The sequence below is a fragment of the Psychromonas sp. SA13A genome, from assembly GCF_011378715.1.
GTDB lineage: Bacteria > Pseudomonadota > Gammaproteobacteria > Enterobacterales > Psychromonadaceae > Psychromonas.
This window is the reverse complement of record NZ_WTKU01000004.1, coordinates 173,484-189,298: the sequence shown is the minus strand read 5'-3', so window position 1 is coordinate 189,298 and position 15,815 is coordinate 173,484. Positions and strand designations below refer to the sequence as shown.

General features: G+C 35.5%; 17 protein-coding genes. 12 read left to right on the top strand and 5 right to left on the bottom strand.

Annotated features, from left to right (window positions below; genetic code table 11):
- Positions 1-163 precede the first annotated feature (163 nt).
- Both GQR44_RS06175 and GQR44_RS06170 read left to right on the top strand, forming a co-directional pair.
- The gene (locus tag GQR44_RS06175) at positions 164-2,065 is read left to right on the top strand and encodes a sigma-54-dependent Fis family transcriptional regulator (RefSeq protein ID WP_166370348.1); all 1,902 of its coding nucleotides are present in this window, start codon (positions 164-166) and stop codon (positions 2,063-2,065) included.
- Positions 2,066-2,439: 374 nt separating this feature from the next.
- On the top strand, positions 2,440-2,970 hold the full coding sequence (locus GQR44_RS06170; protein WP_166370346.1) for a hypothetical protein: 531 nt from the start codon (positions 2,440-2,442) through the stop codon (positions 2,968-2,970).
- 111 nt (positions 2,971-3,081) lie between these two features.
- On the opposite strand, the gene ald is transcribed toward GQR44_RS06170, so the two are convergent.
- Positions 3,082-4,200 (bottom strand): alanine dehydrogenase, encoded by a 1,119-nt coding sequence (ald, locus tag GQR44_RS06165; protein ID WP_166370344.1) that lies wholly within the window; start codon positions 4,198-4,200, stop codon positions 3,082-3,084.
- A gap of 173 nt (positions 4,201-4,373) precedes the next feature.
- On the opposite strand from ald, the gene lrp reads away from it, so the two are divergent.
- Positions 4,374-4,838 carry a leucine-responsive transcriptional regulator Lrp gene (gene lrp / locus GQR44_RS06160; RefSeq protein ID WP_166370342.1) on the top strand — a complete coding sequence of 155 codons (465 nt, stop codon included), beginning with the start codon at positions 4,374-4,376 and terminating at the stop codon, positions 4,836-4,838.
- A gap of 58 nt (positions 4,839-4,896) precedes the next feature.
- On the opposite strand, the gene GQR44_RS06155 is transcribed toward lrp, so the two are convergent.
- Positions 4,897-5,532 carry a hypothetical protein gene (locus tag GQR44_RS06155; RefSeq protein ID WP_166370340.1) on the bottom strand — a complete coding sequence of 212 codons (636 nt, stop codon included), beginning with the start codon at positions 5,530-5,532 and terminating at the stop codon, positions 4,897-4,899.
- 405 nt (positions 5,533-5,937) lie between these two features.
- Between GQR44_RS06155 and GQR44_RS06150 the strand changes: the two genes are divergently transcribed.
- Positions 5,938-7,578 (top strand): bifunctional diguanylate cyclase/phosphodiesterase, encoded by a 1,641-nt coding sequence (locus GQR44_RS06150; protein WP_166370338.1) that lies wholly within the window; start codon positions 5,938-5,940, stop codon positions 7,576-7,578.
- A gap of 46 nt (positions 7,579-7,624) precedes the next feature.
- On the opposite strand, the gene GQR44_RS06145 is transcribed toward GQR44_RS06150, so the two are convergent.
- Positions 7,625-7,999 (bottom strand): VOC family protein, encoded by a 375-nt coding sequence (locus tag GQR44_RS06145; protein ID WP_166370336.1) that lies wholly within the window; start codon positions 7,997-7,999, stop codon positions 7,625-7,627.
- 1,007 nt (positions 8,000-9,006) lie between these two features.
- Here GQR44_RS06145 and GQR44_RS06140 point away from each other — a divergent pair.
- The 5 genes from GQR44_RS06140 (at position 9,007) to GQR44_RS06120 (ending at position 12,150) form a co-directional block, all read left to right on the top strand.
- Positions 9,007-9,888: a GGDEF domain-containing protein gene (locus tag GQR44_RS06140; protein WP_166370334.1), complete on the top strand. Its 882-nt coding sequence runs from the start codon at positions 9,007-9,009 to the stop codon at positions 9,886-9,888.
- 249 nt (positions 9,889-10,137) lie between these two features.
- Positions 10,138-10,539, top strand: a complete 402-nt coding sequence (locus GQR44_RS06135; protein ID WP_205962987.1) for a phosphate-starvation-inducible PsiE family protein — start codon at positions 10,138-10,140, stop codon at positions 10,537-10,539.
- A 63-nt stretch (positions 10,540-10,602) separates the two neighbouring features.
- On the top strand, positions 10,603-11,070 hold the full coding sequence (locus tag GQR44_RS06130) for a GNAT family N-acetyltransferase (RefSeq protein ID WP_166370330.1): 468 nt from the start codon (positions 10,603-10,605) through the stop codon (positions 11,068-11,070).
- 13 nt (positions 11,071-11,083) lie between these two features.
- Complete coding sequence (locus GQR44_RS06125) at positions 11,084-11,329, top strand: Rho-binding antiterminator (protein ID WP_166370328.1); 246 nt, start codon at positions 11,084-11,086, stop codon at positions 11,327-11,329.
- A 50-nt stretch (positions 11,330-11,379) separates the two neighbouring features.
- Positions 11,380-12,150, top strand: a complete 771-nt coding sequence (locus GQR44_RS06120) for a hypothetical protein (RefSeq protein WP_166370326.1) — start codon at positions 11,380-11,382, stop codon at positions 12,148-12,150.
- 11 nt (positions 12,151-12,161) lie between these two features.
- Here the strand turns inward: GQR44_RS06120 and GQR44_RS06115 are convergent, their stop codons facing one another.
- Complete coding sequence (locus GQR44_RS06115; protein WP_240923572.1) at positions 12,162-13,046, bottom strand: OmpA family protein; 885 nt, start codon at positions 13,044-13,046, stop codon at positions 12,162-12,164.
- Positions 13,047-13,170: 124 nt separating this feature from the next.
- Here GQR44_RS06115 and rnt point away from each other — a divergent pair, with 124 nt between their 5' ends.
- Complete coding sequence (rnt, locus tag GQR44_RS06110; protein WP_166370324.1) at positions 13,171-13,779, top strand: ribonuclease T; 609 nt, start codon at positions 13,171-13,173, stop codon at positions 13,777-13,779.
- 325 nt (positions 13,780-14,104) lie between these two features.
- Positions 14,105-14,524 carry a fibronectin type III domain-containing protein gene (locus GQR44_RS06105; RefSeq protein WP_166370322.1) on the top strand — a complete coding sequence of 140 codons (420 nt, stop codon included), beginning with the start codon at positions 14,105-14,107 and terminating at the stop codon, positions 14,522-14,524.
- Between the two features lie 123 nt (positions 14,525-14,647).
- On the opposite strand, the gene grxD is transcribed toward GQR44_RS06105, so the two are convergent.
- Positions 14,648-14,980 carry a Grx4 family monothiol glutaredoxin gene (gene grxD, locus GQR44_RS06100; protein ID WP_028869912.1) on the bottom strand — a complete coding sequence of 111 codons (333 nt, stop codon included), beginning with the start codon at positions 14,978-14,980 and terminating at the stop codon, positions 14,648-14,650.
- Positions 14,981-15,186: 206 nt separating this feature from the next.
- Here grxD and sodB point away from each other — a divergent pair, with 206 nt between their 5' ends.
- Positions 15,187-15,771 (top strand): superoxide dismutase [Fe], encoded by a 585-nt coding sequence (gene sodB / locus GQR44_RS06095; RefSeq protein WP_028869913.1) that lies wholly within the window; start codon positions 15,187-15,189, stop codon positions 15,769-15,771.
- Positions 15,772-15,815 lie beyond the last annotated feature (44 nt).

Sequence of the window (15,815 nt, the reverse complement as noted above, 5' to 3'; positions counted from 1 at the left end):
CATCGCAAAATGCAGCTTTACCCTCCTGTTTGTTATATTTATGTGATCGAAAATCTGTCTTTGTAAAAATTTGTAATCATACTGTGCTTCCTGAAAATTTTGGTACCTACATTTTTTATTCTCTATACAGGTATGCCATTCATATAATGTAAAAGGTAATGCTATGACACGAGCTGCAGCTGAATTTATTGAACATGAAGCACTAATTGCAAACTCGTGGCAACGTTGTCGTGAGTCTGGGTTGTCACATAATTCACATCCAGATGTTGAGCATTTAGACAGAGGCGAATTATCGTCATCGCTTGAGCAGCATCATCTATTACTTGAAACTACACACTATGAAGTATTGCCGTTTTATGAAAATTTATTGGCTAACAGTAATAGTCAGGTCATGCTAGCAGATGGCCATGGCAGCATTATTAAAAGTTGGGGTGAACAACGTTTTAAACCCCAACATAAAGCGTTGTTTACGCCGGGGGCAAATTGGCAGGAGTTGTCTTTAGGCACTAATGCTATTGGTACCGCTTTAGAAACAGGTAGCATTGTGCAGATTAATCATGACGAGCACTTTTTAATTGCGAATCGTTTTATGACGGGGTCTGCCGCTCCTATTTATGGTGTAGACAGAGAAATGTTAGGTGCCATCGATATTTCAAGTGATACCTATTTACCTGAATGGCATACCTTAGGCATGGTTAAAATCATGTCGCAAGCGATAGAAAACCAGCTGATCATCTCGCACTTTAAAAATAATCATTATATTTTACGTATTAATACAAGTGCAGAGAATATAGATAGTCAGTGGTCTGCACTCATTGTTTTTGATGAAACTGGGCTGATTATTTCTGCTAATCGTCGTGCTGAATTAGTACTTTGTAGTGATTTGAAATTGGTTAATATTACAGACATTTTTGAAATAAATATTAGTCAGTTATTAAATCAACCGGAAGATTTTCAAGTGCCGTTGATGACTAAAAAGCAGTGTCGAATGCATGGTGTTTTACATAAGCCCCAGCAAGTTGCACCGCGAGTTTTAGACTTTAGAAGTCTAGCGCCAGACCATCATAAGTTGCATGTTTCTGAGCAACATAAATTTAAACTGGATGAACTTAATTTAGGTGATCCAACCCTAGCAAAGGCTATTTTACAAAGTAAAAAAATTGTAGATAAAGATATTCCTATTTTGATCCGTGGAGAGACTGGAGTAGGGAAAGAAGTGTTTGTGAAGGCTTTGCATTATTCAAGCCTGCGCCATAAACATAATATGATCACGGTAAATTGCGCTTCTATTCCACAGGACTTAGTCGAGTCTGAATTATTTGGTTATGAAAAGGGCGCTTTTACAGGGGCGAATAATAAAGGCTATATCGGTCTAATACGTAAAGCCGATAAAGGTACGTTATTCTTAGATGAAATTGGTGACATGCCACTTAATGTCCAAGCGAGATTATTAAGGGTATTACAAGAAAGGCGGGTCAACCCACTAGGCAGTACTGAATCATATCCCGTTGACTTCAAACTAGTTTCAGCAACTAATTGTAATTTAAAAGAGGCGGTAAAAGCCGGCACTTTTAGACAAGATTTATATTACCGAGTCAGCGGGTTAAATATTGAATTACCCGCTCTACGAGATCGCACTGACCGTCGAGCTCTGATTCAATTTCTACTTAATTATTATGCTGAAAATAAAAAACAGGCCTTGATCACTGAACGCACTATGCAGCGCTTTTGTCAGCATCCTTGGCCGGGTAACATCAGACAGTTGGTGAGTGTGATTCAGATTGCTCAAGCAATGTCAGAGGATGAAGCCATTGATTTACAATACTTACCCGATGACTTTTTTGCCGATATGGAAGATCAACTTAATGACAATGTCAGCGCATTAATGGTTGATAATACGGCGGTAAGTAGCGAGCCAGATGAATCGATTAAACTTGAAGGTGATGATAGAGATATTGTTAATTTATATCAGTCTTTAAGTTGTAATATTTCTAAAACAGCTTTGGAGTTAGGGGTTAGTCGTAACACCGTGTACAAACGTTTACGCGATTGTGGCCATAAATGAACTTTATTTATGTTCGTATGGATAGCCAGATCGATTTTTAAGTAGGCTTGTTATATACCTACTCCGCTAAAAAGCAGATCAGTCTAGTTGCTTCAAATACATCATTTCTGCACTAGAAATTTTGGAAAAAAGAACAGCAATTTTTGTCTTGAATTCATCCATTTTTTTGGTCGATATTTGTTCACATGCTTAATGGAATAAGTATTACCTCAAGAAATTGATACTCAAGTAAGATTGTTTTTGTACTGACGAAGCTAGCTGTACTTACTTAAAAAATAATTAACTATGGGGTCTAGTATTTCTTACTAAGTAACAGTGTAACTACTATACATGCAGCATGTACGACTGCATTAATTTTTAAACAAAGGAAACTTATGATGAAGCAAATATTAATACTTACTTTTACGACTTTCTTATTAGCCGCTTGTTCAAATGTGCCTAACCTTGATGATTATGCTCATGATCCCGATACCATGTGGGAGCAAGGTAAAAAACAATCCAATAAGGGAGAAAAATTAATTATTAAAGGGGAAAAACTGCTGGAACAATCTCGCCAAGAGTTTCGAGAAGGTGAGGAATTGATTCAATTGAGTAGCGATGCGATCCTTAAAGCCAGACAAGATTATCAACTAGAAGCAACGCGTATTGGTGATTCTACTAGTCCTAAAGAAATTGAGTTTGAAGCAGATAGATTAATCTTTATTGGTGAGAAATGGGAAGATGCCATTGATGATGTAAAAAAAGGTAACGCTATGGTAGAAAAATCTAAACAGCGACAAACTAAAGCACAAGCATATATCAAAGAAGGTCGCGAAGCGGTTGAATTAGGAAGTAATTTTATTCGAAATAGCCAACGTTTAAGATTAAGTATTCCACTTTTAGATAGCCCCAGTAAAGCCGACTAAGGGCAAAAATCACTGTGTCCGCTTAGTTTAGACGGTTTAAGTCGTTAGCATAAAGCCCCTCGATGCTTATCAATAGCGCAAGGAGCTTTAATGCTATTCTCATAACGCTACCTAAACTGCCAGCGCTGTTGCAGCTGAAACATAGTGTAGCTGGTGGGCTATGGCTACACTTTCACAGGTTAATTGACCATTAATGACATTTAGCCCTGCTAATAAACCCTGATCATTTTGTAATGCACCTTTATAACCTAAGTTGGCTAGTTTAATAATGTATGGCAGGGTTGCATTATTGAGTGCAAACGTTGAAGTACGCGCAACTGCACCTGGCATGTTGGCGACACAATAGTGAACCACTTCATCAACAATGAAAGTAGGATCTTGATGAGTTGTTGCATGTGAGGTTTCGAAACATCCACCTTGGTCAATCGCTACATCGACAATAGCTGAGCCTGGTTTCATTTTAGCGATATGCTCTCGTGTTACTAGTTTAGGTGCAGCGGCCCCGGGAATTAATACCGCACCAATAACAAGGTCCGCGGCTAATACTTCGGCCTCCAGTACATCTGTTGTTGAATAGAGAACCTTAACTCTGCTGCCAAATTGAATATCTAAATTACGTAGTGTATTAATATTACGGTCTAAAATAGTCACGTCTGCACCTAAGCCGACTGCCATTTGAGCTGCATTATTACCCACCATACCACCACCAATAATCACTACTTTTGCAGGGGAAACGCCTGGTACGCCGCCTAACAACATACCACTTCCTTGATTTGATTTTTCTAAGGATTGTGCGCCAGCTTGGATCGCCATACGTCCCGCTACTTCTGACATCGGTGCTAAGAGAGGTAAACCACCTTTTGTATCAGTGACTGTTTCATAGGCGATACATACTGCTTTTGAATCAATTAAGTCCTGCGTTTGTGGTAGGTCAGGCGCCAGGTGTAAGTAGGTAAATAGAATTTGTCCTTCACGTAACATTGCACGCTCAATGGCTTGAGGTTCTTTGACCTTCACAATCATATCAGCCTTGGCAAAAATAGTATTCGCTTGATCTTCAATGCTTGCGCCTGCTGCAATGTAATCTTGATCAGTGAAGCCAATCCCGTTACCGGCATTTTTTTCAACAGTGACAGTATGGCCATTTTGCACTAACTCACGCACACTCGCTGGCACCATACCAACACGATATTCATGATTTTTAATTTCCTTAGGTACACCGATATGCATAATTTTTTCCTTTCAATGTTAATGAAGTTGATTGTTAGGCGACTACAAATAAATATTTGATAGAAATAGTATAAACAATTGAAAAAAGTTATATTCACTACTTATATGAATATAATCCTTTTAAAGTATTCTTAATAAGAGAATAAAACTATTTAATAGCAAAGGTGTGGTTGATGTCACTAGATAGAGTTGATCGTAATATATTACGAGAATTACAGAAAAATGGCAGGATCTCTAATGTGGAGCTTTCTCAAAAAGTAGGTCTAAGTGCTACGCCTTGTTTGGAAAGGGTGAAAAGATTAGAAAAGCAAGGGGTTATCAAGTCTTATACTGCGTTGTTAGACCCTCAGTACTTAGATTCATCGTTACTTGTTTATATCGAGCTGACATTAAAACGATCTAGCCCGGATGTTTTTGAACGCTTTAATAAGGCTGCAACACAACTCGACTCTATTTTAGAATGTCACTTAGTGTCCGGTGATTTTGATTATTTATTAAAAACACGTGTCGCGGATATGTCAGCATATCGTAAAGTCCTTACAGAAACCTTACTATTATTACCCGATATAAAAAATTCAAAAACTTATGTGGTGATGGAGGAAGTGAAATATTTAACGTCAATTAATGTGCCTAATTAATTAACGTTACTTTCTAAATGCTTTCATTTATTAGAGACGCCATAAAATATTGTTTTAGCTAGTTATAAAGTGCATTCACATCGCCATTTAAGATGCTTTTGTTGATTCGCTGTAGGCTACTTTGTGCCGTCTCTAATACTTGCTGCATGTTTTCATAACAACGACGTTCATTTTTTCCATAAGCGAGGAAGTTTAATGTCACTTGATAACCCATGCCTCCGCTATCTAGACCGTCCCCTAATGATAAATAGCAAGTCGGTGATGTTGATAAGCATATTGCGCCGGCTTTAAATCCAGGTTTTATGCTTGAAACCTGAATTAATAGATTATTAACTAACCATTGAATACTTTTTTGCTGACAATTTTCTGGCAAGTCGCGAAATAAAATCATCAAGCGGCCGCTGCATTTTTTTGCAAAGGGATATTGCTGATCGGGGTTATTCTCAACATCAGTAAATGTGCAATCATTACTTTCCAGTAAGGATTTTGTACTATTTATCCACTCAATTAACGAATAAAATGTTTCTGTAAATACCCACTTCTTAAAAGGAATAAGATCTTCTAATGTAGTTCGAATCAAATCAGGCCTTTTTTTAAAATCGATATAAATAAACTGTTTATTTTCTACCATATGAGTCCACGGATGAGACCTTAAAGTGCTGTTGTCGATTTGCTCGGATACAAATGCATCCATATCTATTCCTTTTAAAGTTACTTGTTATGGTTGTACTTGATATTAACAGTTATCTTTACGGAGCTATATAACAGATTAAACGCGAAACACGTCATGCTTTAAAAAAGTGGTAAGTTTGCTTATGAAAAGGAAACTATATTTATTAAATCTAGCTCAAAGCGTTTGCAAAATTTAGAAACTGTTACTATTTATATTTTAACGATGACATTGCTAGTTTTTATTTTGATGACTACACTGTGCAGCAATTTATCTGGCATAAAAAATCTTTTTATTATCAAACAATAATGATAAATAAAGGTTAATGGTCACTAATTATTAGTAGTCATTGTCTGATATACTTAATACAAAATTATCTAAAGGCTTAGTATAAAGTCTGTAATTATTAAAAAGTTGGTGAGTTGTACTATGACAAATAATCGAAAAACATTATTAGCGGCGTTAACCATTCATAATGGCACTATTATGGATTGTAACGAGGCTTTTACTGAGCTATTTGGTTTCACTACTCAACAACTAAAGCATGTGCCTATTGAAAATAAACTAGTGCTTTCAGAAAATAGTGAATTTACTAATTTACAAACATTATGTATTGCGGCGATGGCAACGGAAGAGGGGCTCTTTACTACCGCTGGGATGTTTAACCATTTACATTATGTTGTCGGTGTTAAATTACACTGTGTCGCTCAAGATAATAATACTTTCACATTACATTTTTGCATCGCAAAAAATAAATCAATTGATCCAATCTCAGAGTTACCTAACGGGTGGGCGTTAACTTCTAGAATTAACTATGTAATCAATAACAAGTGCCTCACCTTGAAACAGTTGGTGTTGATTATTATTGAAGTCGATAATTTTTCGACGATTAATTACCGTTATGATTATTTGGTAGGTGACCAATATTTAGTGATGTTAGGTAAGCGGTTACAGCAATCAGCCAAAGATTTTGGCTTTGTTATTCGCTATTCAAATGCAAAATTTGCTATTTTAATAGAAGATCATAACAACTTATCCTCACAGCAATTAATGAATAAAATAGAGTTGATTTGCAAGCACCTCTGCTCAGATTTAATTAAACCTATCGCTATTTCAGCTGACATTGAAATAAATAAACCTTTTAGTATAGGAGTTAGTTCACCGGGGTTTGAATATGATTGCTACCATTCTATGCAGATAGCTGCAGAAACCGAAAAACAAAAAGCCAGAAGATACAGTGTTAATAAATATTATATTGCGCCCCCTGTGCCGACCGATGAATTATTAAATAAAAAGTTAATTACCGATGCATTACCCTTGGCAATAGCCCAAGATAAAATACAGCTACATTACCAACCTCAATATGATATCAAAACTAATAAACTGATTGGTTTTGAAGCGCTATCTCGCTGGTATGACGAATCATTAGGGTACATTGCTCCTGATATTTTTGTTGCTATAACGGAAGACATTGGGTTGCACTTCGAATTTGATCTCTGGGTTTTTGAGAAAGCTTGTAGGCAATTAGTTAAATGGAAAATAGGCGCTATTGTAGTGCCACGTATTGCGATTAATGTGTCCTTTAAAACAATGGAAATGAGTACATTTATTGAACGTATAAAAGTTATTCTCGATCAAACTGGTTGTCCAACGCACTTGCTTGAATTAGAAATAACCGAAACGAGTTCTATCACTAATGCCAGCATGCTTTCGGCTAATATGTTACAGATTAAAGAGTTAGGGATGTACATTTCCATTGATGACTTTGGGACAGGTTATTCATCATTAAGCTTGATTCGAAATTTTTATTTATCGATTGATAAATTGAAACTAGACCGTAGTTTGATCGATAAAGTTTGCCATACACAATTGGATAAAAACTTTGTAAAACATATCATCAAACTCGGAAAAATATTAAAAGTAGCAGTACTAGCAGAAGGAGTAGAAACCCAGCAACAATTGGACCTGTTGATAGAATTAGGTTGTGATTATGCACAGGGGTATTACTTTTCAAAACCTGTACCCCTTGAAGAAGTTCCTGCATTAATTCATGCCAGTGAATGCGTTTAAGTGCCTTGTAGTGCACTTTTATTAACATTTACTGATTATTTTTGATTCAAAAAACCACTGATATATTCAATTTGTTGCCATCAAGATCACGAGCATAGGCACCATAATAATCTGGATGATAATCTCGTGGTCCGGGTAACCCTTCATCGCTACCACCACATTTTAATACCGCCGCATGGAAAGCCCTTACTGACTCAGGATCTGGAGCAGAAAACATGACTTGTGTGCCATTACCAAATGTCGCCTGTTGTTTATTAAACGGTAAGATTAAGAAGAATGTCACTTTGCCATCTTTACCCGCATAACCTCTTTCTTGCTCATCAGATACGATACAAGTCATTCCAATTGTGGCTAATACTTGATCATAAAAAGCACCGGAAGTTACTAAGTCATTGGTACCAATACATACACCAGAAAGCATATTTTTTCCTTAAAGTCATAATGAAAATTATTTGAAAGTAACTTATTTAAAAGTAACCATTACCTACCTATACCCGTTATCAATCGAGATGCTTTATTCAGTCGTTAGCTTGGACAGCAAGGCGTAACATGATGACAATAGCTAGTCCTTATCGAATGTTGCAACGCTGAATTGCTTTTCGAGCTAACGACCCACAGGGTAAGTTGTGAGGCAAGCATCTTCGTTGTTAGAAAGTATTGATTGAACTAGTTAGATCTTCAACTTCCTGCCTAGAAGCTACTCACCTCACAACTTGCTGAACTTTGCATGTTGAATGGTAACGGGTATCTATTGCAGCTATAAGTATTTTGTCACTTTATTAAGATAACAAAGTGTAATGTCATTTTAAATCGATTGTTAAGGAATTTTTGGCAATTTAACTATCAAGCTGTCTATATGTATTTATGGGTGTGTAAGCATTAATTGCAAAGTTTACTTACAGGTTTAACAGGTTGATGGAATAATAAGCGGTTATAATATAAAAACCTAATATATGTATTTTTTCCTTTTAGATTAACGATTTATGGTATAAATTTTAGCCCTTCATTTTTTAAGATAGTTAAATAAGCAAGCCGCCATGTGGATGCTGTTAGACAAAGTTAGACAAATGTTAGGCAGCTAACGAGTACTTATATGCATACTTAATGAAGGCAAAGACCCTGTAAATATATATTACTGGTTAATCTCGCTTTTTAGACCTTGTAAAAGGTTAGGTTTACCGAGCATATGTTGTCTTTCATGTGTTTTACAGTGGCTTATTGCTCTTTGAGATAAAGCGACAACGGTTTTATTACAGCCCCAAGCAAACACATATTAAATAGCAAAATATCAGTTGTCCTTAAGTGAATGAAACTTTATTGCCTCTTTAATGCCTTATCGAGTCAATTTACTAATATCTTATAGTGCAGTATCCATATTCAAAAAATACAATTATATGTCATTCATAAAAACGAGCCAAAGGGTTGTTCATGATATCAAATCACCTTAATAAACTTAGAGGGCTGCATGCTGCGTTAGATAATCTGCAGTCATTTGTTTATATAAAAGATACTGAATCAAAATATATTTACGCTAATAAATACACTCTGGACTTATTTAAATGTGCAGCTGAAGATTTGCATTTAATTCGAGATCAACAATTATTTTCCCCTGAAATAGTAGAAAAGTTAAGAGAAATAGACTTGAAGGTTTTGTCTGGTCAGGAAACTAGAGAAGAAATTACTATCAATGAAGATAGTGCTGATAAGAAAGTTTACCTTGAAGTGAAAACACCTCTCTATTCAGAAACATTACCTAACCTCATTATCGGTATCTTAGGTATTTCGACGGATATTACTTACCAAAAAAAATTGGAAGAGAAAGCACTAACATTAGCGAAAACAGACGCACTAACCAATTTAATCAATAGATTGGAACTTGATTCAGTGCTTGATTTACAAATAGAGCAATCAAAACGTTTTGCACACCCATTGAGTATTATTATGTTAGATATCGACCATTATAAAAAAGTTAATGATAATTTTGGACATCTGGTTGGTGATCAATGCTTAGTTGAAATGGCTTCTATTTTAAAAAATAATGCGCGTGTTATTGATACTGTAGGCAGGTGGGGAGGAGAAGAGTTTTTGATTATCTGTAACGAAACTGATTTAAATGGTGCGTTAAAACTAGCAGAAAAACTAAGAGAGGCAGTTGAAAATAATCAGTTTAAAACGGTGAATCATATAACTGGAAGTTTTGGTGTCGCAAGCTTTAAAGCCGAAGATACAATTGATACGTTAATAAATAGAGCGGATCAGGCATTATATAATGCAAAACAGCAAGGCAGAAATAGAGTGGCAAGCTTGTAAATTCATTATATTTTACATACTGAACAATTAGCGACAGAAAAAATGAAACACGTACTAAAGTTAACCATAGACAACCACCTCCGATAAAAGCAATCAGCTATAAAATAAGCAATAGTGTATTACTAGGTTCAAAAATCAGTAATGCTTAATCTGACAAATAAGGGCATGCATTTATCAGTTGTATCTAAGCTGAATTCAAGAATAGAATAGAGCACTTCATTATTACAATTCGTTTCAAGGAGTATTCCACTGTTAAAGGTTAAGAAAGCAGGATATAGAGCGTTATCCTTAGTCGAGCATATTGGGTTATTCGTTATTGCATTATTAACCGTGGTTGCCATGGCGAATGAAGTCTGGATAGTGATTTCTAACGGAGAGGTAACATTGTCGGATTTACTCCTTCTGTTTATTTATTTAGAAGTCTTTGCGATGGTGAGTTTATATTTAAAATCAGGGCGCTTGCCTGTACGTATGCCACTCTATATCACCGTCGTTGCATTAGCGCGATATATGATTTTAGATATGAAAAATTTGGACACAATAAGAATGTTAGGGTTATCTGCATCTATTCTGATTATCGTATTAGCCATACTAGTCATTAGATACGGCCATATAAAGTATCCATATGGTAATACAGACAAAAATTTATAAACAACTTTTTATATGTGAGATATTAAATAAAGCTGGCATGTAGTGTTACAGCAACGAGGATATATGAAAATAGTCGAATATACTCCGCAACATTCTGCTGAAGTGGCTGATGTTTTATATGCTGCAGTACATGCGATACAAGAAGATCTTTACTCACAAGCACAAAGAAAGGCTTGGGCTGCGAGTATCATTGATAATAATAAATGGAAAAAGCGCTTGTTGATTAGCAAACCATACTTATTGCTTATCGATAATAAAATAGCTGGATTTATTGAATTAGATTCAAAGGGATACATTGGCTGTCTCTACGTTGCACCTACTATGCAAAGAAGAGGCGTCGCATCTTCATTATTACGGTATATTTGTATTGTTGCTGTTGAAGCCGGTCTAAAACGTTTAACCGTCCATGCATCGCTTGTCGCTAAACCCTTTTTTGAAAAATTTTATTTTGAGGTTGAGGCTGAAAACAAAGTAATGCGTGAGGGTATAGAACTGACTAATTATAGTATGTACAAGTCACTTTCCGTATAAAAGGACAAGTAGCATGATAAGTTGCGAACATTACGACACCATTGAAATAGTATGCATGTATCATTACCCGATCAAAATTAGGTTAAAAACAGGAAAAATACTTGAAGGAGTTGCCATTGATACTGGACGTAATAGTGGCAGAGAAGAGTGCATTAAAATGAACATTGATAGTGTTGAAAGTTATATTGTGTTGGATACTATTTCTACACTCGAAGTTACTATTAAGAACCCGCATTTGGGCAGTATTTCTTTTACTTGATAGTAATGCTAGTTCTTCTTTTATCTACTTCATCTAGGAATTAAGCTGTCATGAATAGAGAAGCTTTACCAATGGAAGGTTCTTTTGTTGTTGAACAAAAAATGATTGATGGGGTGTTATTAGTTGTTAAAGAAACTGATCAATTAAGATGGTTTGAATACGGAGGTTTCTCTATACAATCGGTGATGAATAAGCATCTTTCGACGCAAATTCTAACGCCAGTTTCTCGGTCATTACTGCTATTTTTACTCTTTAAAAAAACGCCACTTTCAATTTTAAATTTAGGGTTGGGGGGAGCTGCTTTAGAGCGTGCATTAGTTACCATACCAAACTTGACATTGAGCGCCGTTGAGGCTTCACAATCAATTATTGATATGGCGACAAGTTACTTTAATTTACCCAAGCAAGTGAAGGTTTTTTGTCAAAAAGCGGAGCAATATATAGATCAGACTACTGAGGTTTATGATGTGGTTATTTGTGATTTGTTTATCGGCGAAAAAAGCCCTGACTTTTTATTTTCCTCTAACTTTTATGAGCAGATTGCGAATATAACCACTGAGCAAGCTGTACTGATGATCAATATTCAAGCAGATACAAATCAAGAGTTATTCAATACTTTGTCGGCAATTAAAAAACAATTTCCTCATATAGCTTTGGTTGAATTTACAGATTACAGCAATATTGTGCTTATATGTAGCTTACAAAAAATCCCTGATTTATCGATACTGGTCAAGGACACAACAGAACTCACTCAATCTATATTATTTGATATCGACAAGCTGCTTGATAAAGTGATTTATATAAATAGTGAAACATCATGATCCAATACGCGTTATATCTCTTCTTTCTCAATTGAAATAACCACTCGTCTATTTTGTTCTCTGCCAAGTACGCTTCTATTATCGGCAATATGGTGTTTTTCACCAAAACCAGAGACTTTAATTTTATCGTTATTAAATCCTATTTCCGATAAATATTCTTTTATCGAGTTGGCTCTTTTTTCAGATAACACCCTATTGGCATTAATTTCACCGTAACTATCAGAGTAACCCGACACCAAAATAACATTGATCGTTTCATCGTGCTTTATGTAATCACCAATCATTTTTAGGCGTTTTTTAGAAAATTGCGTTAATAATGAGCCATCTTTTTTATAGTGTAAAATACTGTAAGAAATATCATCAAAATTGTAGGGTAATAAACGTGAGATACAATTATTAAAGTCATCATAACTTTTATTAAAATTGATTGAAGAGAGTCCGACACTAATCATCTGATTATTGTTGTACCAATCATGAAAATAAAAGGTTGGGTATTGACCTCTTTCAAGTTCATTTAGCATGCGCCATGCACTTTGTCTGGTCACGTAACCATCAAACTGTTGATGGAATGTGACCGTGTCAATTAGTTCAGGTGCCGCACCTGGTCGCCATTGTGGAGGCACGGATTTTAATTGCACAACTTCAGAGGTTGGCATTGCTCGTCGACTGTCTAGCTTGAAATCTAAATTGATTTTTTTACTCGCTTTGACCACAAAGTTAGCCTGACCATAACGAGGAATAGGGTGTTCAAGAGTGCACTGTATCGGTGATGAACTACTCAAATACCAGTTAGAATTATCCAAACCTGCATTGTACTGCTTATTAGCAGAAAGCGCTGGCATAGCTGTCATCATTAGTAGTAAAGGATAAATATTTTTTATTGTAATATTTTTCATAGTTGCTCGATATTTTTAAACACTGCTTCATATATCGGCAGAGGGATAAATATCTTTAGTAAAATTATGCGATTTTTACCACTTTCTGGCATAATCCTCAGACTTTATTTAATAGTGAGATGAAATGGATAACCAATTAGCAGCGCGTTTCAGAGGGTATTACCCAGTTATAATTGATATTGAAACATCAGGATTAGATCCTCATTGTCATGCGATTTTAGAAATCGCGGCCATTTTTCCTGAAATGGATGAGCAAGGGTACTTAAATAGCGTGGATAAAATTCATTTCCATGTAATGCCATTTGAAGGCGCTGAATTAGATCCTAAGGCGCTTAGCTTTACAGGAATAGACCCTTTTAATCCTTTACGTAACGCTGTTGATGAGCGTGAGGCATTAACCGAGATTTTTAAAAAAGTGCGTAAATATCAAAAATTGAACGATTGTAATCGTGCCATTATTGTTGCTCATAATGCCTCATTCGACCAAGGTTTTATTAATAAAGCAACCGACCGTTGTAAACTGAAGCGTGTCCCTTTTCATCCTTTTGCTTCATTTGATACCGCGAGCATGGCTGGATTAACATTAGGTCAAACAGTATTGGCTAAAGCCTGTGCAGAGGCGGGAGTTGATTATAATAATAAAGAAGCACATTCTGCTCTCTATGATACTGAAGTCACCGCAGAACTATTTTATTACATGGTTAATCGTTATAAAGCATTAGGTGGCTGGTAATAAGCAATTATTTTTAGTTTAAATGCAAAATAATTTAATTAATTTTAGAACTCTTTATATTTCAATATATTAACCATGTTAAATATAATTGTTTGATTTAAATGTGTTGTTTATATTTATATTTTTAATTTTAAGTTATTGATTTTTTTGTTTAATGTTGTTTTTTAAGTGAATTTTTAATCCTCATTTTGATGTTTTTTGTTTTTCATTGAATCTTTTGTCATCTATAGGGTCCATAGGTACTGGAAATTAATTGATCGTTTAGTTTGGTCTTAATTGTATATAAATGGCTCTATAAAGGTATTGTGTAAAAGTGATGAAGATAATGATGAAAAAAATAAAATGGTGTAAATTGTTTGCTTTAATGATCTTACTGCCATTAGCAGGTTGTGCGGTAGATGTTGATGAGGAAAATGCCGAAGCGTTGGCTAAGGCAGAATTAGGTATTGAAAAGCAAGTTGATGGTTCTGAAGTAGGTGGTCGCACTAATAATGCAATTGATTTGTTGCCAGACTATATTTCCATTGAAGTACATTGGGAAGATCTAGCCGATAATGAAGAAGGTTTTTTGATTGAAAGAAGTACCAGTGAAAGTGGCGATTTTATATTACTAACTGCCTTAGAGATGGATAAAACGACTTATTTAGATGAAAAAGTAAAACAAGGTAGTACTTATTGCTATCGCATTGGCGCTTATAATAATGTTGGTGTTGCTTATTCAGATGTGAGTTGCAAAAGCAGTTGAATAGTATAGTTGGAGATAGGTAAAGGTTTCAAGTAGATATAAAGGCTAGCACAACCAAGATTGTGTTAACCTTTATAAACTCATACTGCTTAGGTAATATTTAAGCAGTATGATGCTTAATAATTACTCTGCTGCGTTTGCTTTTTCAGCTGCGGCTGTAATTAACGGTTGTAATTCACCTTGTTGGAACATTTCTAAGATAATATCGCAACCACCTACAAGCTCGCCTTCTACCCATAATTGAGGGAAAGTAGGCCAGTTAGCATATTTTGGTAGTTCAGCACGAATATCAGGGTTTTGTAAGATATCAACGTAAGCAAAAGGTTGTCCACATTGCATTAATGCCTGTGAAGCTTGCGAAGAAAAACCACAACTTGGTAATTTAGGCGACCCCTTCATGTATAACAAAATTGTATTTTCGTTTAATTGTTCTTTGATTTTATCTAAAGTTTCCATTATTTTTCCTCTAACGACAGCATATTATTAATTAATTGCACATTATATCAGTTGTAAGCGTGCAATCTTACTATGAATTTGCGATTATTCTACCATAGATAAAAAATGATCTAGCTCAATTTTTGTTGTGGCTTTTTATTCATAAAGAAAGTATAAATGGTCGCTAAAATTGATATCCCCCTCAGCCTCTATTAGGAGAATTTAAAATGGCTTTTGAATTACCAGCATTACCTTACGCAAAAGATGCATTAGAACCACACATTTCAGCTGAAACGTTAGAGTTTCACCATGGTAAGCACCACGCTACTTACGTTGCTAAATTAAACGGTTTAGTTGAAGGTACTGATCTTGCTGAAAAATCTTTAGAAGAAATCATTAAAACTTCTGAAGGTGGCGTTTTTAACAATGCTGCACAAATCTGGAACCATACATTTTACTGGAACTGTTTAGCGCCTAATGCTGGCGGTGAACCTACGGGCGAACTTGCAGCTGCTATTGATGCAAAATTTGGTTCTTTTGCTGAATTCCAAGCACAGTTAAATGATAAAGCTGTTAACAACTTTGGTTCTTCATGGACTTGGTTAGTTAAAAAAGCAGATGGTTCATTAGAAATCGTTAATACATCAAACGCAGGTACTCCATTAACTGAAGAAGGTACTACACCACTTCTAACTGTTGATTTATGGGAACATGCTTATTACATTGATTACCGCAATGTACGTCCTAACTACCTAAATGGTTTTTGGGCATTAGTTAACTGGGAATTTGTAGCTAAGAACTTCGCTGCTTAATTACCTATAAACTAAGCTGGAAGTATCGAGCATCGTCTTATTAA